Annotated in this window: 23 protein-coding genes and 1 pseudogene; 10 read left to right on the top strand and 14 right to left on the bottom strand. The window is 57.4% G+C overall.

Going from position 1 to position 21651, the window contains the following annotated elements; translation table 11 throughout:
- Positions 1-2 precede the first annotated feature (2 nt).
- From AF70_RS17850 to AF70_RS17820, 7 genes and pseudogenes are all read left to right on the top strand, one after another.
- Positions 3-774, top strand: a pseudogene (locus AF70_RS17850) (sel1 repeat family protein); the annotation flags it as partial.
- Positions 719-997: a lysozyme inhibitor LprI family protein gene (locus AF70_RS17845; protein ID WP_081625747.1), complete on the top strand. Its 279-nt coding sequence runs from the start codon at positions 719-721 to the stop codon at positions 995-997. The pseudogene AF70_RS17850 and the gene AF70_RS17845, both read left to right, overlap by 56 nt.
- Before the next feature lie 274 nt (positions 998-1271).
- A complete protein-coding gene (locus AF70_RS17840; RefSeq protein ID WP_028939158.1) occupies positions 1272-1703 on the top strand; it encodes a hypothetical protein in 432 nt (143 codons plus the stop codon).
- 17 nt (positions 1704-1720) lie between these two features.
- Positions 1721-2152 carry a hypothetical protein gene (locus AF70_RS17835; RefSeq protein ID WP_231380629.1) on the top strand — a complete coding sequence of 144 codons (432 nt, stop codon included), beginning with the start codon at positions 1721-1723 and terminating at the stop codon, positions 2150-2152.
- A gap of 99 nt (positions 2153-2251) precedes the next feature.
- Complete coding sequence (locus AF70_RS17830) at positions 2252-2716, top strand: hypothetical protein (protein ID WP_026331816.1); 465 nt, start codon at positions 2252-2254, stop codon at positions 2714-2716.
- Positions 2717-2860: 144 nt separating this feature from the next.
- Positions 2861-3592 carry a lysozyme inhibitor LprI family protein gene (locus tag AF70_RS17825; RefSeq protein ID WP_231380630.1) on the top strand — a complete coding sequence of 244 codons (732 nt, stop codon included), beginning with the start codon at positions 2861-2863 and terminating at the stop codon, positions 3590-3592.
- A 50-nt stretch (positions 3593-3642) separates the two neighbouring features.
- Entirely contained in the window at positions 3643-5013 is a 1371-nt protein-coding gene (locus AF70_RS17820; RefSeq protein ID WP_019580454.1) for a lysozyme inhibitor LprI family protein, read from the top strand.
- Positions 5014-5085: 72 nt separating this feature from the next.
- Here the strand turns inward: AF70_RS17820 and AF70_RS17815 are convergent, their stop codons facing one another.
- On the bottom strand, positions 5086-5466 hold the full coding sequence (locus tag AF70_RS17815) for a DUF6124 family protein (RefSeq protein WP_028939156.1): 381 nt from the start codon (positions 5464-5466) through the stop codon (positions 5086-5088).
- A gap of 529 nt (positions 5467-5995) precedes the next feature.
- Here AF70_RS17815 and AF70_RS17810 point away from each other — a divergent pair.
- On the top strand, positions 5996-6379 hold the full coding sequence (locus AF70_RS17810) for a hypothetical protein (RefSeq protein WP_028939155.1): 384 nt from the start codon (positions 5996-5998) through the stop codon (positions 6377-6379).
- 36 nt (positions 6380-6415) lie between these two features.
- Here the strand turns inward: AF70_RS17810 and AF70_RS17805 are convergent, their stop codons facing one another.
- Entirely contained in the window at positions 6416-7177 is a 762-nt protein-coding gene (locus tag AF70_RS17805; RefSeq protein WP_028939154.1) for a Fic family protein, read from the bottom strand.
- Positions 7174-7431: a hypothetical protein gene (locus AF70_RS17800; RefSeq protein ID WP_028939153.1), complete on the bottom strand. Its 258-nt coding sequence runs from the start codon at positions 7429-7431 to the stop codon at positions 7174-7176. Before AF70_RS17800 ends, AF70_RS17805 begins: the two co-directional genes overlap by 4 nt.
- A gap of 289 nt (positions 7432-7720) precedes the next feature.
- Between AF70_RS17800 and AF70_RS17795 the strand changes: the two genes are divergently transcribed.
- Positions 7721-9085: a hypothetical protein gene (locus AF70_RS17795; RefSeq protein WP_028939152.1), complete on the top strand. Its 1365-nt coding sequence runs from the start codon at positions 7721-7723 to the stop codon at positions 9083-9085.
- An 82-nt stretch (positions 9086-9167) separates the two neighbouring features.
- On the opposite strand, the gene AF70_RS17790 is transcribed toward AF70_RS17795, so the two are convergent.
- The 6 genes from AF70_RS17790 to exbB all read right to left on the bottom strand — a co-directional run bounded on the left by AF70_RS17790 (position 9168) and on the right by exbB (position 16029).
- Positions 9168-10568 carry an aminoacyl-tRNA deacylase and HDOD domain-containing protein gene (locus AF70_RS17790; RefSeq protein WP_028939151.1) on the bottom strand — a complete coding sequence of 467 codons (1401 nt, stop codon included), beginning with the start codon at positions 10566-10568 and terminating at the stop codon, positions 9168-9170.
- A gap of 78 nt (positions 10569-10646) precedes the next feature.
- Positions 10647-12722, bottom strand: coding sequence for an ATP-dependent DNA helicase RecG (gene recG, locus AF70_RS17785; RefSeq protein WP_018927475.1), 2076 nt, complete (start codon positions 12720-12722; stop codon positions 10647-10649).
- 9 nt (positions 12723-12731) lie between these two features.
- A complete protein-coding gene (locus tag AF70_RS17780) occupies positions 12732-13661 on the bottom strand; it encodes a hydrogen peroxide-inducible genes activator (protein WP_008007618.1) in 930 nt (309 codons plus the stop codon).
- A 188-nt stretch (positions 13662-13849) separates the two neighbouring features.
- Entirely contained in the window at positions 13850-14599 is a 750-nt protein-coding gene (locus tag AF70_RS17775; protein ID WP_019580460.1) for an energy transducer TonB, read from the bottom strand.
- The gene (exbD, locus tag AF70_RS17770; RefSeq protein ID WP_019580461.1) at positions 14596-15024 is read right to left on the bottom strand and encodes a TonB system transport protein ExbD; all 429 of its coding nucleotides are present in this window, start codon (positions 15022-15024) and stop codon (positions 14596-14598) included. Before exbD ends, AF70_RS17775 begins: the two co-directional genes overlap by 4 nt.
- 6 nt (positions 15025-15030) lie before the next feature.
- The gene (gene exbB / locus AF70_RS17765) at positions 15031-16029 is read right to left on the bottom strand and encodes a tonB-system energizer ExbB (RefSeq protein ID WP_028939150.1); all 999 of its coding nucleotides are present in this window, start codon (positions 16027-16029) and stop codon (positions 15031-15033) included.
- A gap of 189 nt (positions 16030-16218) precedes the next feature.
- Between exbB and AF70_RS17760 the strand changes: the two genes are divergently transcribed.
- Complete coding sequence (locus tag AF70_RS17760; RefSeq protein ID WP_028939149.1) at positions 16219-17076, top strand: SDR family oxidoreductase; 858 nt, start codon at positions 16219-16221, stop codon at positions 17074-17076.
- Between the two features lie 140 nt (positions 17077-17216).
- Here AF70_RS17760 and AF70_RS17755 read toward each other — a convergent pair whose 3' ends face one another.
- From AF70_RS17755 to gmk, 5 genes are all read right to left on the bottom strand, one after another.
- Complete coding sequence (locus tag AF70_RS17755) at positions 17217-17957, bottom strand: hypothetical protein (protein ID WP_019580464.1); 741 nt, start codon at positions 17955-17957, stop codon at positions 17217-17219.
- A gap of 69 nt (positions 17958-18026) precedes the next feature.
- Positions 18027-18407: a RidA family protein gene (locus AF70_RS17750; RefSeq protein ID WP_003177257.1), complete on the bottom strand. Its 381-nt coding sequence runs from the start codon at positions 18405-18407 to the stop codon at positions 18027-18029.
- A gap of 24 nt (positions 18408-18431) precedes the next feature.
- Positions 18432-20537: a bifunctional GTP diphosphokinase/guanosine-3',5'-bis pyrophosphate 3'-pyrophosphohydrolase gene (gene spoT / locus AF70_RS17745; protein WP_007934594.1), complete on the bottom strand. Its 2106-nt coding sequence runs from the start codon at positions 20535-20537 to the stop codon at positions 18432-18434.
- Positions 20538-20593: 56 nt separating this feature from the next.
- Positions 20594-20857, bottom strand: a complete 264-nt coding sequence (gene rpoZ, locus AF70_RS17740; protein ID WP_003177259.1) for a DNA-directed RNA polymerase subunit omega — start codon at positions 20855-20857, stop codon at positions 20594-20596.
- A 167-nt stretch (positions 20858-21024) separates the two neighbouring features.
- Complete coding sequence (gene gmk, locus AF70_RS17735; protein WP_018927481.1) at positions 21025-21645, bottom strand: guanylate kinase; 621 nt, start codon at positions 21643-21645, stop codon at positions 21025-21027.
- Between the last annotated feature and the right edge of the window lie 6 nt (positions 21646-21651).

Genomic DNA, 21651 nt, shown 5'->3' with positions numbered 1-21651 from the left:
ACATGAATGGTTTTTTGAACAAGAGGAATGGCTTCGCCGTAGCGGCTTTCACCGCCTCACTGCTGAGCCTGTTTCATGGCAGCGCTTATGCGGATGAATGTCCGTCTGAAGATTTTTCCCAGTTCCTTCCGGCGTTCTCTGCGAATGCTGAAACTCAGCAGCGGTTGACTGCGATGACGGTGAAGTCGCTGGTTTTGAAACCGGTGGGGAGAGCATGGAGCTTTTGAGCCACAAACGACGGGAGTCAAGAGCTCCAATTTGCCGTTTCCGCTAATGGCGCCTGTGGGCACAGACAAGACTGAGGGTGTTGAGGTCGAAGCGATCGACGATAGTCATTTCAACGTAGTGGATAAGCGAGCGGGCAACAGCAACATCAAGATTTTCAACTTTTCTCGCCAGGCGTGTTGGGTTCTGGAGGGCGTTGAGGATTGGTCTGTCAGCGAGAAGGACCTTGTTGTGGCGAGCTCTCCGACCATGAGTACTGCAGAGAATTTTTGTTATCAGCGTGCAGAAGCATTTGGTGGATTGGGGGTTGGTGAATACCGGCTGACTCGAGAGTTTTTCGAAGCGTCGTTGGAAAATTATGTGTGCGCGGCAGCTTCTGGTGATCCACAGGCTAGTTTCAATGCAGCGAGTTTGAGCCTTTCAGGAATGGCGTCGCAGTTGGAGACGGAGAAGGTCGAGATCTTATTCAAAGCAGCGGCAACCACCCTTGCTGATGGTGCCGCTGCACTTTCAACATTTTACTGTTATGGGAATAACGCCGTACCGGAAGATTTTTCAATACCAATCACAACATGAGGTATATAAAGCTTTTCTAGTTCGATTGAAAAATTCTCAGCGCGCGTGGCTAAAGTTGAGGGATACGAACTGCGTGCTAGAGGGTTTTGAAAATGAATGGGATAGAAAAGCCTATTCTGAAGATGTCGATAGGTGCGTGGCAAAGATGAGTCTGGAAAGAGCTGCCTATCTGAACGGCATTCTACCTGCGAGTTGATAGTCTTCGAACAGTGGTTGGTGTTATTAAATAGAGGCTGGAAAGCTGCGCATGACGCGGGCATTGAGTTTTGTGGTTTGATATTTTTAGAGGACTCAATGAAATGAGGTTTGCTGTTTTTTGCTCGCTGATGATGACTTTTGCATTACCGGCCAGCGCAGCCCTCCAGGACGGCCAGTGCGCGGTAGGGCCTGCCTCCGTTGAAAGCCAATAACAGCCTTCCTCTCTCTGTGACTAGTGCCAAGGCGCGCCCTTTCTCCTGAACGGATTCAAGATGAAAAAGCTACTCCCGTTACTCATGGTTTTCCTTCCCCTGACCGCCCACAGCGAGGTCACGTCCGAAAGCTACTGCTTCGAAGGCACCAACTCGATCAAGTTCGAATTCAGAACCTACTACGACCACGACAGCAACTGGTCGGGTGGTTTCGTCAAATACGTCAAGTCGAAAACGCCGATTTCCATCGTACTGACGGATCATCAGGAAGAAATACTTGCCCCGGACGCACCCACGCAAAATGCCAGTACCTGGTCCGAGATTGTCGACGGCAAGGTCACGGGAACCTATGAGTGGGTCACCCAAGCAGCGATGAGCGTTTCGATGGTTTACACCAAGAAGTCCAACGGCAAGGAATACAGTTTCCTGCTTAACCCCAATGTCGATGTTTCTCTAGACGGTGGTTGCAAGTGGGAGCAGGGCGATCAATGACTCGGGTGAGTTTGGGTTTGGCGCTGTTCGGGTTATTGGGTTCGGCGTCGGCGGGGGCCGAGGTAACATCGTTCAACCCTGTTAAAAACGTTGAAGCGATGTTGGAAGTGAACGGGCCGAAGGTGAAGGTGACGGTTCAAGTCGATGCTCGCGAGCCGCGAACCATCGACTTTGCCGCTGAAAAATCCCTGCACGTCGCTATCGATGATTTCAACTTCGATGGCATGAAAGATTTTTCTGTCTGGCAGATCGACGACGGCATGGGCACCTACACGATCCACCGGATTTTCATCTACCGGCCGAAAACCGCTGACTTCGAGGAAGTGCAGCCGGATTGTGGCGATGGTTTCGTCAATCTCCGTGTAGACAAGAAACGCAAAGTCTTGCTCAGCACCTACTGGGGAATGGACGGGCCGCAGTCATGCGTGACGCGCTTTCACAAGCGCTGAGCCTGAACCCGTCACGGTAAACGTTTAACGCTTGTGCATCTGACAACCCCCATTTTCCATTAAACTCCCCGCCCTCAAGGAATGCGCTCAGGACACGGAATGCCAGCCCCCTCTTTCTCTCTTCGCTCCACGATGGTGCTTTGGCTGTATGCCGCCGCGATCGTGCATGTGCTCGCCGGTCTCACGCTGACCTGGGCCGGTCATTCCGGATTACTTGACGGCTATCTTCACACCCTCGAACTCGCGTTCTGGGGCGCCGATGCGGTTCCTGCTGCCGGTCACGAGCAGCAGGTCTGGTGGCTCGCGTTGTTCGGCGCGACGCTGCAAAGTTATTCGCTGTACATGCTCGCGTTGGTGCACCTCGGCAACCGTCTTAAAGCACCCGCAATTTGGGGATGGTTGATGGCTGGCGTTCTGTTATGGGCACCGCAGGACATGTGGCTTTCAGCGCAAAAACAGGTCTGGTCGCATCTGTGGCTCGACGGTTTTGCGCTGCTGGTGCTGTTGCCGCCGCTGGTCTGGTTGCTGCGCCATGATCGTCGGAAATCCCCTCCAGAAAGATAGTGAGCAAGTCCAACCCGTTTGCCGGCGGCGCCTACAAGCGGGTGCTGATCAGCAAAAAGGGGACGAATTTATTTTGTAAAGTAGGTTTTAACTTTCGATAAATAAATATCTCCCCATTTTTTAAATTAAATGGAGTTAAGCTCTGTGGTTAAAAATACAATTTTCTTGGCGTGCTCAGCATTTTTTGTATTTAGCGTCGCTACCGTTCAAGCAGAACCGTTCTATTCCGCGAAGATATTACAGGCCGACTATTCTGCGGCCCCTAACTTGAGACTGCTAATTAGAATTCAAGATGTAGAAACGGGAAGTAATGAGCCGAGCGGCTCTACTCGAGCGGACTGTATGCGTGCGAGCAAGTCAGCTGCTCAGCCTGGGCCAACCCCTTGCTTTTCTTTCGAGCTGGATGAGGGAGATGGAAATGTCGGTGTTTTAAAGCAGACTCTGCTAAATGATCCGCAACGGGGAAGCGACCCAATTTATATTGAGTTGCTTTACAAATCGGAGCAGACAAAAAATCAATATGGGTGGTTTGATAATAAAACGGTTAAGCTAAGAGTTGATGACAATAATGGATTGAATAACTGGGATGCGGATCTGCCTCAGAGTTTGCCTCAAGTAAAAATAGTGCAAGAGAGCGATATTTATCAGTTGGTTTTGGCGGATGCGGATGCGCTGCTTAATTCGGCTTACCATGATAAGGCAAATCGTTTAAGTGACGAAAAAAGAACCGCGTTTCGTGAGGTTCAACGAGCTTGGATGAAGTTTCGGGATCTCGAGTGCGTAAAGTCTATATATGGTGAGCAATCTGCTAGTTGCTTGATTCGTCTGACCCTTGATCGTGCCAGGCAAATCGCGGTTGCTCCGCCATCAAAGTAGCTGAAATAAACTTAAAAATAGGTATGTTCCATAATCAAGGATTGAAGACAGTGAAACGCTTTGTTTTAGGGTTGACCAGCGTGTTAATCGCGTTCGCGCTACTACCGTTTTCAGCCGCGTTCGCCCAAGACGACTGCAGTGAAATCAGCTCTAGCCCGCAGGTTGTCCCGTGTTCCGAGGCTGCAAAGAATTCCGCAGATTCTCAGTTGAATACGAGCTATCACCAACTGATGGCAAGGCTTGAATCTCAATATTCAGTTGACCCGAAATTAGGGGTGGAGTATTCGACGCAGGTAAAGGAATCCCAGCGTGCGTGGATCAAATTACGGGATACGAATTGCACCGTAGAGGCGTTCGAGATTGAGGCAGCCAAGCCTGCTCATGTGGCGGTAGTGAACAATTGCATTGCAAAAATGAGTCGGGAGCGTTCGGCTTATTTGGACGGGATCGCGCCTGAGACTGTGGGTCGTTCAGGCAGTGGGGGCGGGGGAAGTGCTTCGTGTCCATCCTCAGACTTCGCGCAGTTTCTGCCAGCGTTTTCCGCCAATGCCGAGTCCCAGAAGCGCCTAACCGCACTGGCGGTGAAAATATTGGTGTTGAAGCGGACCTCGGACCCTGGTCGATTTGAACCGCAAATTACTGCGGAGACTGGCTCCAGTTTGACGTTTCCGTTGATGACTGCGATGGAAGGCAAGACTGAAGGAATTGAGATCGAAACGGTCGACGACACTCACATGAACGTTGTGGATAAACGAGCCGGTAACAGCAACATCAAGATTTTTAACTTTGCTAAGAAGTCGTGCTGGGCGCTGGTGGGGATTGAGGATTGGTCGATCAGCGAGAAGGAGCTTGTCGCATCCGGTAGACCTGGAATGAGCCGCGCCGAGAACTTCTGTTATCAACGCGCAGAGGGTTTGGGTGGTTTAGGGGCACTTGAACAATACCGGTTGACTAAGGAGCTGTATGAAGCATCCTTGGAAAACTACGTATGTGCTGCAGAGTCGGGCGATCCACGGGCGAGTCTGTCGGCGGCAAGTTTGAGTCTTTCGCAGATGGCACCTCAATTGGAAACCAGCAAGCTTGAGGCATTGTTTAAAGCCGCAGCAACGACGCTGCCGGACGGGGCGCTGAGTCTTTCCATGTTTTACTGTACTGGTAATTCCACCGATTATGACGGCCCTTGCCAGCACCCCGAACAGGCAGAAAAGGAGCTGATTCGCGCGGTTTCCATGGGATCTACGAATGCGCTCAACTCTCTGGCTTCCTCTTTTGAGAGTGGCGACCTAGGAACCAAAGATATTTCTCGAGCGTTGGCCTGTTATCAATTGTCTGCCGGCAAGGGTGACCAGGCGGGTATCAACAACGTGAAGCGCTTGGAATCACAAGGCACAGAATCGATCAAGGCAAGTCACTGCATCTAAAGCTCCGAGCGCAGACGTGACCAATGCATTTTGAATGAAAGAAGGGGACGTTAAATCCCCTTCTTATTTTTGCTACGCCTTAGCCCGATGCTCCGCCGGATTCGGCGAATCAATATGATCCAGCGCTCGCTCCACCAACAACTGCGCCCCATCCGCCATTCTGCTGAGCGCCAGGGCGACTGAGCGGCGGGTGCCGTCGATGTCGTCAGCCAGGTCGGCGGCGATGGCGCTTATGGACTTCAGGTCTTCGGAGGCATTGGCCAAAAGGGCTTCGGTATCGATGTCGGGGGAGACGGTGAAGAGTTTGCCTTTGCGCTTGGGTTTTTCGTTGGGTGGCGGGGCGAAATGGTGGTCGAGGGCGCGTTCGGCGGCTTCGTGGAGTTTTCTGGAATCTAATGATTCGTAGGGGGATGTGGCTTCGTTTTCAGGAGGATTTGGTGTTGGCTTGAACATAGATGTAATCCCGTAATTAAGGAGCCGACACCGTTTCGCGTGCACTTCGAAAGAGGTGGCAGCTGTGCATAGGTGTGCAAGACCGGCGGGATTACCCGGCAGACCCGAAGGTCTCCCATACACAGCCGCCATAACGGTTCGCGAGCATAGAAAAATGCTCGATGAATTGCCATAACCATTGTGTATCCCACCGGACTTGCACGTCCGAATCACCGATTTTGCGGTGACGAACAGAGGTTATCGGTGATGGCCCAAGTCGCCTAGTTCATGAACAGCCCGGCGTTTTGAAGGAAATGTCCGAGAGGTTTGAGGGCATCAAGATCAAAAGATCGCAGCCTTCGGCAGCTCCTACAGAAATGTGTTTCTTCAGGTGTAGGGCGGGTCTCTCAGAATGAAGTGTAAAGCGTGACTTGGCAGTCATCATGCGGGAAAAGAGGTTCATCTTCTTCTAACGCAACACGACGGTGGCGTTCTTGCTTGAAGCGGCTACACTGCGCCGGCCGTTCATTTTTCTTTTGAGGCTGTGCGCATGAAATTTCGTTTTCTTCTGTGGATGCTGGGTTTGTTGATGGGTAAGGCCAGTCGGACGAATCCTGCGTTTCAGCAGCAGTTGGGTGACAAGGCGTTGGTGTTTCAGCTACAGACCCTGGACGGGAAGGTGGCGCGGCATTTCGTGGTGAAGGATCAGCGCATTACCAGCAAGTCCGGCGTGTATGCCGAGCCTGCGTTTGCGATTGCCTTTAAAGACGCGGCGTATGGCTTTGCCACGATGCAGGCGAAGAACAAGCAATTGGCGTTTATGCAGGGGATTCAGGACAAGTCGATTCAGATCAAGGGCAACCCGGCGTTGGTGATCTGGTTTCAGGGGTTGACCAAGTATTTGAAGCCGCGGAAGGCCAAGCCGAAGTCATAGGTCTTTCAGGTAGCTCGCCAGGATAAGTCAGCCTCTTCAGCTATCCGGCTCAGGAGGCCCGGCGTCCAGTGGCTGGCCCCGGTATGTCTTGTAGATCTGCTGGACTTGCGGGTTGTCCAGGTTCTCGTATGTGATGTCTTCCTTGTCCAGGCCATCCAGGCCTCTGATACCACCGATGGTCTCTGGCCATTCGTCACGACTGGATATATCGACTACGAACGGGTTGAGGTAGTTATCGAGATGCCTTTCGCGAGGTTCTCGGATCTCGTCGCTGAGTGCCCGCAGATAGTCGTCTTTGCTTGTCCTTGACCAGTCGATGGCGAACCCGGCCCGATAACAGAGTTCCATGAAGACTAATAGAATCGTGCGCCCATTGCCGTCCAGGAAGGGGTGTGCGAAAGCCAGCTGGCCCATCACCCCGCCGGGATGGTCTCTGAAGCGTTTCTTGTCAGCTGCTAGCTGAAGCGCATAGTCGACAGACATTTTGATGGAGTCCGGGCGCTCGAAGACGGTGCTGCGTGGATCGTCGAGGGAGCCCTTGAAGACTGCCAGGTGAGGGACAAGCTCGTTCCGGTCTTTTCCTGCCCAGTGATAGAAGCCTGAGAACAGGATTTCGTGAACTTTGAGTACTGTCTTGTAATCGATTGGCTTCTTCTTAGCCAAATAGGCAAGCGCATCTTCGATACTCAATTCGAACGAAAGATGCTCTGACTCTTTTACTTCGGTGGGATCTTTCAGTTGCAGCGAGTTTTGAAGATATCCAGCAGTTTCGAAGTCGCCGAACGGATCAAAAGTCATGCGCTACGTTTCTGTGCACGCCTTTCCTGAAGATAACGCCCTTGGAGCGCCAGGATTTCAGACTTGCTCAGAACGCCTTTTCTCTTGAGGTTGACGAGCAACTGTTCGATGCCATCCAACTCGACGACATCGCCAGCCAAACGGGTAATGCACACGGCCATGCGACTCATGCCGTCACGTCTAGCAGTAACCTTGTTGTCTTTAGCAAGCTTGCGGACTTGGCTTGCGACGCTGACAGCAGCTGTTTGGGTCATCGGAAATCCCTCTATTTGCCGTCAAATCATAGCAGGGCGCTTGCTTCCTGTCGTTGCTGGCTCAAAGGCCAAAATCTGTGGAAATAGGGCGATATTTGCAACTGAAAAGGCCCGGGGCGGTGTATCTGGCTTACCTTTTGGGTGATTCAGTGGCTCGACAGGCCATTCATTTGGCTTTTAATGAATGCTGAACTGTCATTTATGACAGGTGTATTGGGCAATGCCACCGTGCTCCACTGTGATTGTGTCCCTAGAAGGGCATCCTTTCACGCCACGATGGAGCGCGGTCATGACTCAAGCACAACGCAATAAATCCACGGAATTTCAAGATAAAACCTTTAATAAAACTGGTCTTGTTGAACTGCCTTTCGAAGGGATTGCTGGCAGATTTGCTAATTCGGTTCTTCCATTATCCGACAAAAAATTACTGCTTCTTTTCAACGCTCCACCATCAGAGAATTCTCCAACAAAGGTGGCAAGGCTGAATGAGGATGGCTCGCTTGATTTGCAATTTGGGCCAGGGGGAACCGTCGATGTCCCATTCAAGGATGGGTCGTCATTTTCTGCGCGCCATCTGCGGCCTTCGGAAAATGGCGGATGGCTGATCACCGGCACCGTAGAACACTCGGACGGTAAAGTTGATCTCGCGGTCGTTCGCCAACTTCAGAATGGTGAGCTGGATTCTACCTTCGGTGTTGATAAAGACGGCAAGGTCACCCTCAATGTTTATGACCTTATCGATTCTCGCGCCAATCCCGGTGCTAGTTTTGTTACCCGCCGCCATGACGAAAAGAAGGCAGAGAAATCGTCGGTAAGTGCGGGCGATGTCGGGATAGTGGCCGTCGGTCAGCAGGATGGAAAAATTGTCCTGGTCAGCACTGTTATGTTCGCCTTCGACTACTTGAGGGGAATTGTAGTGCGCCTGAATACTGATGGCTCACTGGACAAGACGCTTAATGGCAAAGGCTTTGTATTAGTCGAACTTCCGGGCATTAATCACAACTGGAATTACGCTTATGGTGTCGCCGTCCAACAGGACGGCAAAGTTCTGGTCTGTGGTGATTTCAGTAGAGAGGCCTCAGGTGAACGGCCTGATGCTTATGTAATTCGCTATCACCAAGATGGCAGCGTTGATGAAAGCTATGGCGACGACAAGATCGGTGTTGTGACAATCACCGACAGCAGTCGATGGCTCGATCTTGTCTCAATGGCCTTGAAGGCTGACGGTGGGGTTGTAGCAGTGGGGGCTGCGGAGGCAGAGGGCCTGCGCGAAGGGTTGGTCGTCTCGCTAAACGTCAGCGGCAGTTTCAATCTTGTCTTTAATAACGGTAAACCGCTGTTCTCCAACTTCACTGAGCATGGTGTTTCGTGGCGGCGTTGCGTCCTGCAGGCTGATGGAAAGCTGGTTGTCAGTGGGCAGGGGGGAGACGCATTCCTTGACGAAAACAGTTCGGTCACGACAGCGCGTTATACCTCTGACGGCTCTCTGGATGTGACGTTTGCGGGTAAAGGATGGGTAGATCGGAACGATGAAAAAGGTATCGATTTGTTCCGGGGTTGCGCCGTGATGGCGGACAACCGCATCGTTATTTGCGGCTATCTGATCTCCATTCCGGAGCCGACTACTGGGTTTGTTGTGCGCTACCTGGCTTAGACCGAGTTGGATTCTTCGCGGGCAAGCCTCGCTCCTACAGGGTTTCGGTGATCTGTAGGAATGAGGCTTGCCCGCGATGCTTTTAGGCCTGGCTGAATTGCGAAGCCAGTTCGCGCAGCAGGACTTCAGCTTCGAGGACTTTACTCACGACGTCGTTGGCTTTGTCGCGAGTCAGCCCCACACGCTCCAGCAAGGCATCCGGAATGTCTTCATCCGGACCAGAGCCAATCCCGCGACTACGCAGCAAACGCACCGCCAAACACACGAGGTTCGGGTATTCCGCGTAGTCGCCGTCGTAGCTCGGGTCGTGCTGGAAGCGCAGGGCGGTGGCCAGTTCTTCGGGCATGTCCCAGTAGCGCATCAGCCATGAGCCGATCTGTTCGCGGCTGATGCCCAGCAGGTGTTGTTCCACATAGCTGTGGCACAGGTGCGGGTTGACCTCCAGGTGGCGGCAGATCAGCGAGAAGTGCGGCGGGAAGACGTGGGCCAGCAGCAAGTAGCCGAAGTTGTGCAGCAGGCCGGCGAGGTAGGTCAGGCCGGCTTCCGGGCGCTGGGCGCGGGGCATGGCGCGGGTCAGGCCTTCGATGACGGCGGCGGTGTAGATCGATTGCTGCCAGTACGGCGTGGTGTGTTGCGGGTGGTCTTTGGGCAGGCTCAGGGTTTTGCCCAGGGCCAGGCCCAGCGCCAGGTTGATCACCAGGTCGAAACCCAGCACGCGGACGATGGCGTCTTCCACTGAACGAATCTTGCCCGGCGAGGCGTAGTACGGCGACGCTGCCCAGCTGACGACTTGGGCGGCCAGGGCTGGGTCGGTTTCGACCACGCCGGTGATGTCGTCGATGGTGGCGTTGGGGTCGACCCGCAGTTTGATGATTTTTTGCGCGGTTTCGGCCAGCGGCGGAATCTCGATGGTCGCTTCCAGGCGTTGCTGAATGCGCCGCGCGGTGAACGCTTGCACGGCCTGGGTGATTTCCTCGCGGTCATCGTCGGGGCGGTCGAGGTTCGGGCGGATGCTGTGCACGGCTTCGCCGAAGTTGCCGGCGCTGGCCTTGGTGAGCATGGTTTTGAAATCTTCGCTGGTGATTTCCAGCAGCACGCCTGGCTCGCCTGAGTTGATCAGCAACTTAGGCTCGCGCAGCAGGCTTTCGTCATACAGGCACGGCGAACTGGTGAGCGCCGGCAGGCCGGGCAGCAGGCTCAGGCTGTGTTTGCCTAGCATTTTTACCAAGCGTTCGGTGGATACGGCGGTCAACCGGCGGCCGGTGAGTTCGGCGAGGCGGTTGAGGTCGAGCAATTGGCTTTGCGGAAACAGCACCATGAGCGCGCCGACGGCATCGTCCAGCAAAACCGCCTGCACTTTACGCGCGGCGTTCAGGCCGTGATGGTCTAGGACTTCCTGGTAGGCGATGCCCAGTTTGCCGAGCAGCAGCCGAATAACAGACGGAGCGTGCGGGGTTTCAGGGGCGAGGGCAGCTTCTGTCATGGTCTGTATCCGTTTTCAAACAATTGCAGGAGTATAACCAGCTTGTTTACGGCCAGGGTCCAGAAACTGCGACAGTGCTCACACTTGGCCGTATTGCTGCCCATGGCGTAGCCAGCGGTCGAGCAGCGGGCTGACGTGATCCGGCCAGCGCTCGAGCAAAGCCTGAGCGGCGTCGCGTACGGCGGGCAGCAAGTCGGCGTCGCGCATCAGGTCCGCGACCTTGAATTGCAGCAGGCCGGTCTGGCGTGTGCCGAGCATTTCGCCGGGGCCGCGCAGCTCGAGGTCTTTTTCGGCGATGACAAAACCGTCGTTGGTTTCGCGCATGATGCCCAGCCGCTGACGGCCGATCTGCGACAGCGGTGGATGGTAGAGCAGCACGCAATGGCTGACGGCGCTGCCCCGGCCGACGCGGCCACGCAACTGGTGCAATTGTGCGAGGCCAAGGCGTTCAGGGTTTTCGATGATCATCAGGCTGGCGTTGGGCACGTCCACGCCAACTTCGATCACGGTGGTGGCGACCAGCAGTTGCAGGTTGCCGGCCTTGAATTCGGCCATGACGGCAGCTTTTTCGGCGGGCTTCATGCGGCCGTGGATCAAGCCGACCTTCAACTCGCCGAGGGCGGCGGTGAGGTCTTCGTGTGTGGTTTCGGCGGCCTGGCAGGTCAGCTCTTCCGACTCTTCGATCAGCGTGCACACCCAATAGGCCTGACGGCCCTCGGCACAAGCGCCGCGCACCCGTTCGATCACTTCAACGCGCCGGGTGTCGGTGACCAGCACCGTGTTCACCGGGGTACGGCCGGGCGGCAGTTCGTCGAGGATCGAGGTGTCGAGGTCGGCGTAGGCGCTCATGGCCAGCGTCCGGGGGATCGGCGTGGCGGTCATGATCAGCTGGTGCGGACACATCCGCCCGCCGACGCCTTTCTGCCGCAGAGCCAGGCGCTGCTGCACGCCGAAGCGGTGCTGTTCGTCGATGATCGCCAGTGCCAGGTTCTTGAACTGCACTTCGTCCTGGAACAACGCGTGGGTGCCGACCACCATCGGTGCGCCGCCCGCGATCTGCTCCAGCGCGGCCACGCGGTTTTTGCCTTTGAGCTTGCCCGCCAGCCACGCAACTTCGATGCCCAGCGGTTCGAGCCAGCGCTTGAAGGTGATGAAGTGCTGCTCGGCGAGGATTTCGGTGGGCGCCATCAGTGCGACCTGATAACCCGCTTCCAGCGCCTGAAGCGCGGCGAGGGCGGCGACCACGGTTTTGCCCGCGCCAACGTCGCCCTGAATCAGCCGCAGCATCGGTTCGTGCTGGCTGAGGTCGTAAGCGATTTCGTTGCCGACCCGTTGCTGGGCGCCGGTCGGGGTGAAGCCGAGGTTGGCCAGATACTGTTGTGGCAGTTTCGTGGCTTTGGGCATGGCCGGCGCGCGCAGGGCACGCATGCTTTCGCGCAGGCGCTGCTGGGACAGTTGATGGGTCAGCAGTTCTTCGAAGGCCAGACGATGCTGGGCCCAGTGATGACCGAGGGCGAGTTCGTCGACGTCGGCATCGGCGGGCGGGTGATGCAGGTAGCGGATCGCATCGGCCAGCGGCGCCAGTTGATAGTCCCGGGCCAGTTCGGTCGGTAGCCAGTCGGGCAGGCTGCTGGGGCCGAGCAGGGTCAGGGTTTGCATGCACAATTGGCGCAAACGCTGCTGGGTCAGGCCTTCGGTGAGCGGGTAGACCGGGGTCAGGGTCTCATCCACCGGCGGCGGTTCGTCGCCGGTAATGGCGCGGTATTCGGGGTGGTAGATCTCCAGCCCCGAGGCACCGGGCCGGGCTTCGCCGTAGCAGCGAATACGCGTGCCGCGTTTGAGGCCTTCTTTCTGGGCGTTGCTGAAATGGTAGAAGCGTAGGCTGAGCCCGCCGGTGCCGTCCTGCAGACGGACAACCAGGCTGCGGCGCCGGCCCATGACCACGTCGGCGCCGCTGACGGTGCCTTCGATCACCGCGTCTTGCCCGGGTCGCAAATGGCCGATCGGGACCACGCGAGTGCGGTCCTGATAGCGCAACGGCAGGTGGAACAGCACGTCCTGGAGATTCTCCAGGCCGACCTTGGCGAGTTTCTCGGCCATGGCTTCGCCGACACCCTTGAGTGCCGTCACCGACACTTGCGACAACTCGGTCATGACAGCGACTTAACCGGCCACCACCGGCGCTGGCGGCTTGGCCACCGAGCACAGGCGAATGGAGTCGGCGAGGATTTCAATCGCCTTGGGCCGCGGGAAGCTCGCGCGCCAGGCGATGGCTACGGTGCGGAACGGCACCGGCGCACTCAATGGACGCACTTCGATCACGCCCGGGGCGTAGTGGTGGCTGTCCACCGCCGACAGCGGCAGGATCGAAATGCCCAGGCCAGAGGCGACCATGTGGCGGATGGTTTCCAAAGAGCTGGATTCCACCGTGGTGTGTTTGGCGCCGTCGTTGCCTTTGGCCAGGGTCGGGCAGGCCTCAAGCACTTGATCGCGGAAGCAGTGGCCTTCGCCGAGCAGCAGCAGGCTCTTGTCGTTGAGCAGGGCGGCGTCGATGGATTCTTTTTGCGTCCACGGGTGCTGGGCCGGCATCAGGACGTAGAACGGCTCGTCGTAGAGCTGCAGAGTCAGTACATCGGCTTCGTTGAACGGCAGGGCGATGATGATCGCGTCGAGCTCGCCGTTGCGCAGTTTGTCGCGCAGCACGTGGGTGAAGTTTTCTTCGATGTACAACGGCATCTGCGGGGCGACCCGGTGCAATTGTGGAATCAGGTGCGGGAACAGGTACGGGCCGACGGTGTAGATCGCGCCGACTTTCAATGGGGCGGTCAGCTGGTTCTTGCCGGCCTGGGCCAGTTCGCGGATGCCTTGGGCCTGTTCCAGGACTTTCTGTGCCTGGGCAACAATGCCTTCGCCGACCGGGGTCAGGCGCACGGCGCTCTTGCTGCGCTCGAAAATCAGCACACCGAGTTCGTCTTCAAGCTTTTTCACGCCCACCGACAGGGTCGGCTGGCTGACGTGGCAACGCTCGGCTGCGTGGCCGAAGTGCTGCTCTTGGGCGAGGGTAACGATGTAGCGTAATTCTGTGAGAGTCATAGCAAGCGTCCATGAAGTTGCGGGCCAAGCATACCGGCTGCAATCGATAGACGCACGTTATCAGACTGAGTGTGCTAAGTGACACTGGGCAATGCAGGTTTGCCGTTTCCAGATATGCAAAAAGGCACCTTTCGGTGCCTTTTTATAGGTTTTGTGGCTGCCGAAGAACCTGTGGGAGCGGCGGTGTTTCAGCGTCGGCGTTTTTCCAGCGAGTAAACAAACGGTGCAGTGATTTCGATGGTGCCGTTGTTCAGCATGTCGGCCGGTGGCTTGGGCAGCGGTTGGGCGCGGCGGATCATTTGCAGTGTGGCCCGGTCCAGGTCGGCAGTGCCCGAGCGGTCCACCAGTTCAAATGACAACACGTTACCTTCGGCATCTACCACGAAGCGCAGGCGATTCAAACCTTCCTTGCCTCGCATCCGTGCACTGGCCGGGTACTCTTTGTACTTGGCCAAGTGCGCGAGCAGGGTTCCTTGCCAGTTAGCTTTAGCCGCTTGCTGTGCCGGTGATGGACCGGGAGCCGGCTGAGCGGATTTCTCCGTCGGCGCCTGGGTTGGCTGCGTGTCGCTAGGCTTCTCCTCGGAAGGCTTTTCCTTCGGTGGCTCCGGCTTTTTCTCCACAGGCTTGGGCGGTTGCGGCTTCGGCTTGGGTTTGACCGGTTTCGGCACGGCAATCTCGGCCTTCGGCGCTTCAGCGAGTTTTGGAATCGGCAGTTCTTCCACCGGTGCCGGTGGCTGTGGCGGCGTGATCACCTTCGGCGGTGCGGGCGGTGGCGGGGCCGGCATCGGCGCTAGCTCGACCATCATCGCTTGCGGCGGCAGCTCGATCGGCGGGCGTGACGTCCAGTTCAGCGCCAGCGCAATGGCCAGCGCATGGACGCCCAGCACCACGGCCAGGCTACCGCTGTAACGCGTCAGCTTTTGGCGCGTGTTGATCATTTTTTGGCTGCCGTCTCGAGTCCGACCAGACCGACCTTCAGGTAGCCGGCGGCGCGCAGGGCGTCCATCACGCTCATCAGGTCACCGTAATCCACGCCTTTATCGGCCTGGAAGAAGATCGTCGTGTCTTTCTTGCCCTGGGTCTTGGCGTCGAGTGTGGCGCCGAGGGCTTCGGCCTTCACTTCGTCTTCGCCGAGGAACAGGCGCTGGTCAGCCTTGACGCTGAGGAACACCGGCTTCTCTGGCCGCGGCGCCGGTTTGGCGGTGGAGGCGGGCAGGTCGACCTTGATGTCCACGGTGGCCAGCGGTGCCGCCACCATGAAGATGATCAACAGCACCAGCATCACGTCGATGAACGGCGTGACGTTGATTTCGTGGTTCTCGGCCAGATCGTCGTCTGCGCCTTCTTTCAAATGCAGGCCCATGGCCGATTACCCCACTTTCACCATGTGCGGTTGCGAGCTGCGCTCGGGCGGCTGGTGGTCGAGGTCGCGGCTGACCAGCAGCAGGACTTCCGCCGAGGCGTCGGACACTTGTGCCTTGTAACCGGCAATGGAGCGGGCGAAGACGTTGTAGATGACCACCGCAGGAATCGCTGCAACCAGACCCAGCGCGGTCGCCAGCAGGGCTTCGGCGATGCCGGGGGCCACGACGGCGAGGTTGGTGGTCTGGGTTTTGGCGATGCCGATGAAGCTGTTCATGATGCCCCATACGGTACCGAACAGGCCGACGAACGGCGCGGTAGAACCAATGGTGGCCAGCACGCCGGTGCCGCTGCTCATGTTGCGACCGCAGGCTGCGACGAGGCGCTCAAGGCGGAAGCTCACGCGTTCCTTGATGCCTTCTTTCTCGCGGCTGTTGGCCGACAGGCGCATTTCTTCCAGCGCGTCATGGACCAGCAGGTTGGCCAGGGTGCCTTCCTTGGCCGCCGTTGTGCTGGCTTCCTTAAGGGTGGCGGCTTTTTTCAGGTGGGTGATTTCAACGCGCAGACGACGCTTGGCGCCGATCAACTCGAAGCCCTTGGCGATCCAGATGGTCCAGGTGATGATCGAGGCGATGGCCAGGCCGATCATCACGATCTTCACGATAATATCGGCGTTCTGGTACATGCCCCATGGCGACAGGTCGTGGGCCATGCCCAGGGAGTTACCTTCTTCCAGCTGCTTTTCCATCAGCTTTGTCTGTTCACCGAATTCAGCCAAAGCCTTTTGCACTTCTGGCGGCAGTGATGAAGTATCGACACTGCCGTCGGGGTTTCTCGGTACGTCAGGCGTGGCATGAGCAGCTGGCACGTTGGTGGCTGCGGGAACAGAAGTTTCAGTAGCGAATGCGGCGGTCGGCGCCAGCATCAGGCTGAGCAGCAGGGCGGCTACCGCGCTCCAGGCGCGAGGTCGTTTGGTTGGCGAAGCGGAGAGTTGATTGCGTGTCATGCTGGCCGGACCTGAGAGGAAAAGACGGTAAGTGTTCTTCCAGGCCTCGTAAGGCCGAGAACAAAAGTGGCTGGCATTATTGCAATTAATTCTTGTTAACAAAAGTAATAGCGTCTCTTTTTTTCTTCCATTGCTAGCTGTCCATCCATTTCGGGCGCTAGTCTGTACCTTTCTTGAGGGAGTCTTCTGATGTCCGCGCCTTCTGTTTTGATCGCCGGCTGCGGTGATGTCGGCAGCCGTCTGGCTACGCAATTGTTGAATTCGGGGTGGGAGGTTCACGGCTTGCGGCGTGACGTCTCACGCCTACCCCAAGGGGTGATTGGCGTTGCCGGTGACTTGTTCAATAAAGACTGCCCGGCGACCTGGCCAATCGGGGCGGTGGATTACCTGGTGTATTGCGCGGCGGCTACCGATCACGATGAGGCCGGATACCGCGCCGCTTATGTTCAGGGTTTGCAGCACGTGCTGGAATGGCTGGGCGACTACGGGCAAGTGCCCAATCGGCTGCTATTCGTTTCCAGCAGCAGTGTTTACGGCCAGCAAGAGGGTGAGTGGGTCGACGAGAATTCGCCGACCGTGGCGGCTGGCTATTCAGGGCGTGTGATGCTGGAGGCCGAGCAAGTAGCGCGTGATAGCGGCATCCCGGCCAGCATCGTGCGTCTGACCGGTATTTATGGTCCAGGTCGAGAGTGGCTGCTGACTCAGGTTCGTCGCGGTTATCGCGTGGCGATCGATCCGCCGCTGTACGCCAATCGGATTCACGTCGACGACGCGGCGGGGTTGCTGGCGTTCCTGCTTGAGGCGGATCGGCGTGGAGTGGCGCTGGATGATGCCTATATAGGTGTCGATGATGCGCCTGCGCCAATGGCCGAGGTGGTGGGCTGGTTGCGTGAGTATCTGGGCGTTACCGAATGGGCCGAGGATGCCAGTGTGCGTCGTGCCGGCAGCAAGCGCTGCAGCAATGCTCGGGCGAAGGCGTTGGGTTGGACGCCGAAGTATTCGAGTTTCCGCGAGGGCTATGCCGCGATTCTTGAAGGTCGCTGCTAATTTCCGGGCCCATCAATATTGTAGGAGCGAGGCTTGCCCGCGAAGACGTCGTAACATCCAACATCAACGTTGATTGTTACACCGTCTTCGCGGGCAAGCCTCGCTCCTACAATGGGTTTTGCGTTGGCCTTAGGGCCGGGTTACTGCTTTTTGAGCAACCACTTGCGCTCGCCGGGTGCAAACTGCGGCATCTCGTCCGCCAAGGCGGTGTTCACGGCCTGAAATAGCTCCAGTTCCTTGCCTTTGCGGGCGAAGATCCAGGTATTGCCTTGGCCATTGAGTTGCAGCCAGATGTTGTCGTTGCCGATGCTCATCGATGCGCAATCGCCGGTCAGGCACAGGGCGTAACGGTCGGCGCCGGGCAGGCCGGACACTTGGCCGTCGGCCTGAAACTGCACAGTGCCACCTTCACCTGGACCGCTGATGATTTTCCAGCTGCCGCCCATGTAGGCCGAGTACAGCGCGCGCTCGAAGCTGGCACCGATTGGTGCTCCGTCCGGGACCTGGATCTGGGCGCGGTCGAAAAGCTGCTCTGGTTCGTTTTCGCTGGCGACTTGGTGCAGTTGCTTGCCATCACGCTTCAGCTCGCTGGCGGAACTGCCATAAAAATCGACTTTCCAGGCGCCGGATTCTTCGCCCAGCAGCTTGCCTTCGACGTTTTCAAAACCATTGGTGTAGCGCGCCTGACCTGCTCTGGTGTTGACATCCCATTCCAGGTTCGGGCCATAGGCCTGGAGCGCTTCACGCAGGGAGCCGCCTTTGGAGGCTGAATCGATCGCCGCCTGATTGATCCAGGTGCCGCTGATATCACGGTCGGCAGGGTTGCTGGCACATCCGCCCAGGAGTAGGGCGACCAGCGAGAGAGCTAGCGCATGGCGCATGATGGAATCCTTTCAGAACCCTTTGTACAAGATCAGTCGGCGCAGCCTCGCAAGGTTGCGCCGGACACATTACTCGATGACCAGAATGGCATCCATTTCAACCTGCGAACCCTTTGGCAGGGCTGCAACACCGATGGCGGCGCGGGCTGGGTAAGGCTGGTCGAAGTACTTGCCCATGATCTCGTTGACCTTGGCGAAGTGGCTCAGGTCAGTGAGGAAAATGTTCAGTTTGACGATGTCCTTGAACGAACCGCCAGCGGCTTCAGCCACGGCTTTGAGGTTCTCGAACACCTGGACGGTCTGGGCTTCGAAGCCTTCGACCAATTCCATGGTTTTTGGGTCCAGAGGAATCTGACCCGACATGTACACGGTGTTGCCAGCCTTGATCGCCTGGGAGTAAGTACCGATGGCGGCCGGGGCCTTGTCGCTGTTGATAACGGTCTTGGTCATGTATGACTCCTTGTGAAGGGTGGGCTACGCACGCATGCGGGTGATGCGGATGACCCCGGTCAGGGCGCGCAGTTTCTTGATCACGCGGGCCAGGTGCACGCGGTCGTGCACGCTGACCACCAGTTGGACCACGCTGATACGACCGTCGCGTTCGTCCATGCTGATTTTTTCGATATTGCCGTCGGCCGCGTTGACACTGCTGGCCAGCAGGGCGATCAGGCCGCGCTGGTGTTCCAGTTCGACGCGCAGCTCGACGTTGAATTCGCCGGTGACATCCTTGGCCCACGAGAGCTGGATGCATTTTTCCGGGTTGTGGCGGATTTCGCTGATGTTGCGGCAGTTGTCCAGGTGCACCACCATCCCTTTGCCGGCGGACAGATGGCCAACGATCGGGTCGCCCGGGATCGGCGTGCAGCACTTGGCGTAACTGAGCACCAGGCCTTCGGTGCCGCGAATGGCCAGCGGACCTTCCGGGCTTGGCAGCTGCTCGCCTTCGCCGAGCAGGCGGCGGGCGACTACGTAAGCCATGCGATTGCCCAGGCCGATGTCTTCGAGCAGGTCTTCGATCAGTTCCAGGCGATATTCGTGGAGCATCAACTGCACACGCTCGGCCGGGACTTTTTCCAGCGAGCTGTCGAAGCCGTTGAGCACCTTGTTCAGCAGGCGTTCGCCGAGGCTGATGGATTCGGAGCGGCGTTGCAGCTTAAGCGCATGGCGGATGTGGGTCCGCGCCTTGCCGGTGACCACGAAGTTGAGCCATGCCGGGTTCGGCCGTGCGCCGGGGGCGCTGACGATCTCGACCGTGGAGCCGCTTTGCAGCGGTTCGGACAGCGGCGCGAGACGACGGTTGATCCGGCAGGCAATGCAGCTGTTGCCCACATCGGTGTGCACCGCATAAGCGAAGTCGACTGCCGTGGAGCCTTTTGGAAGCTCCATGATCCGGCCCTTGGGCGTGAACACGTAGACCTCGTCCGGGAACAGGTCGATCTTCACGCTCTCGATGAATTCCAGCGAGTTGCCGGCCCGTTGCTGCATCTCCAGCACGCCTTTGACCCACTGGCGGGCGCGGGCATGAGTGCCTTTGGGCTGTTCGTCGCCGCTGGATTTGTACAGCCAATGGGCGGCGATGCCGTTGTTGGCCATCTCTTCCATTTCACGGGTGCGGATCTGGATCTCGATCGGTACACCGTGCATGCCGAACAGCGTGGTGTGCAGCGACTGGTAGCCGTTGGCCTTGGGAATCGCGATGTAATCCTTGAAGCGCCCCGGCAACGGTTTGTACAAATTATGCACAGCACCCAGCACGCGGTAGCAGGTGTCGACCTTGTCGACGATGATCCGGAACGCATACACGTCCATGATCTCGTTGAAGGCCCGACGCTTGCCGCGCATTTTCTTGTAGATGCCGTAGAGGTGTTTCTGACGACCGCTGACCTCGCCCTGGATGCCGTCGATGGCCAGGCAGTGGCTGAGGGACTCTTCGATCTTGTTGACGATTTCCTTGCGGTTGCCCCGGGCGCGCTTGACCGCCTGGTTGATCCGCGCGGAACGCATCGGGTGCATGGCCTTGAAGCCGAGGTCTTCGAATTCTATGCGGATGGCGTGCATGCCCAGCCGGTTGGCGATGGGCGCATAGATTTCCAGGGTTTCCTTGGCGATCCGCCGGCGCTTTTCGCCGGACAGCACTTCCAGGGTGCGCATGTTGTGCAGGCGGTCGGCCAGCTTGACCAGGATCACTCGAATGTCGCGTGCCATGGCCATGGCCATTTTCTGGAAGTTTTCGGCCTGGGCTTCGGCTTTGGTCTCGAAGTTCATCTGGGTCAGTTTGCTGACCCCGTCGACCAGTTCGGCCACGGTTTCGCCGAACTGCGCTTGCAGCGCTTCCTTGGCAATACCGGTGTCTTCGATCACGTCATGCAGCATTGCAGCCATCAAGCTCTGATGGTCCATGTGCATGTCGGCAAGAATATTCGCCACCGCAAGAGGATGCGTGACGTACGCCTCACCGCTGCGGCGGCGTTGACCGTCGTGGGCTTGTTCGGCGTAGAAGTACGCTCGGCGGACCAGGTTGACCTGGTCCTTGCCGAGGTAGGTCGATAAGCGATCGGCGAGGGCGTCTATGCTCGGCATGATGACACCTGCCGTTTGCTATGACCCCGCGCCGTGCTACGTCGACCAGGCATGGCTTATACTGCCTCGTTGGACTCGTCCTCGAACGCTGCGAACAGCGGTTCGTCTTCGACGATTTCAGCGTTGGCGATGAACTCGTAGCTCATCAGGCCTTCAGCGATTTCACGCAGCGCTACAACTGTAGGCTTGTCGTTTTCCCACTGAACCAGGGGCTCTTTGCCACCAGTGGCCAGTTGACGGGCACGCTTGGTAGAGAGCATGACCAGCTCAAAGCGGTTTTCCACGTGTTCTAGGCAGTCTTCAACGGTTACGCGGGCCATGGTATTCCTCGGAGCGAATGCAATATGCGCGCTGCCCGGTTGGGCGAGCGGACTCAACAGTTTAAAAAATCACCAGCGATTAGGGAAGCGCTGATTTTTTGACCAGGCTCTTCAACGCGCTATAAGCACCAATGTAAAGCCCTTGCAGCGGTTTTGGGAAGAGCTGATTAGCCGAGCAATTCAGCCAATAATTTGCCATGACGCTGCTGCTGACGCTTCTGATGTAGCTGATTGGCGCGGAAAATCGCCTTCAGATCGTCCAGTGCGTGGGCGAAATTGTCGTTGATGATCAGGTAATCGTAGTCGACGTAATGGCTCATCTCGCTGACGGCTTCGCGCATCCGGCCTTCGATGATCTCGTCACTGTCCTGGCCGCGATTGGTCAGGCGCTGGTGCAAGGCCTCCAGGGACGGCGGCAGAATGAAGATCGAGCGGGCCTGGGGCATCAACTTGCGCACTTGCTCTGCACCCTGCCAGTCAATTTCCAGAATCAGGTCGTGGCCTTCATCCAGGGTCTGCTGCAGGTGGCTTTGCGAAGTGCCATAGAGATTGCCGAACACTTCGGCGCGCTCGAGGAAATCTCCGTGCTCGATCATCTTCACGAACTCGCTACGTTCGACGAAGTGATAGTTCACGCCGTTCACTTCACCAGGGCGCATGGCGCGGGTGGTGTGGGAGACCGAGACGCGGATCTCCTGGTCAGCATCGGTCAGGGCTTTGACCAGGCTGCTCTTGCCCGCACCCGAAGGTGCGGAAATGATGTACAGGGTGCCGGTACTGTGGGTCATGTCAGG

This window comes from Pseudomonas sp. KD5, assembly GCF_012932895.1.
In the GTDB taxonomy this organism is placed as follows: domain Bacteria; phylum Pseudomonadota; class Gammaproteobacteria; order Pseudomonadales; family Pseudomonadaceae; genus Aquipseudomonas.
This window is presented reverse-complemented; position numbering and strand designations above follow the sequence as displayed.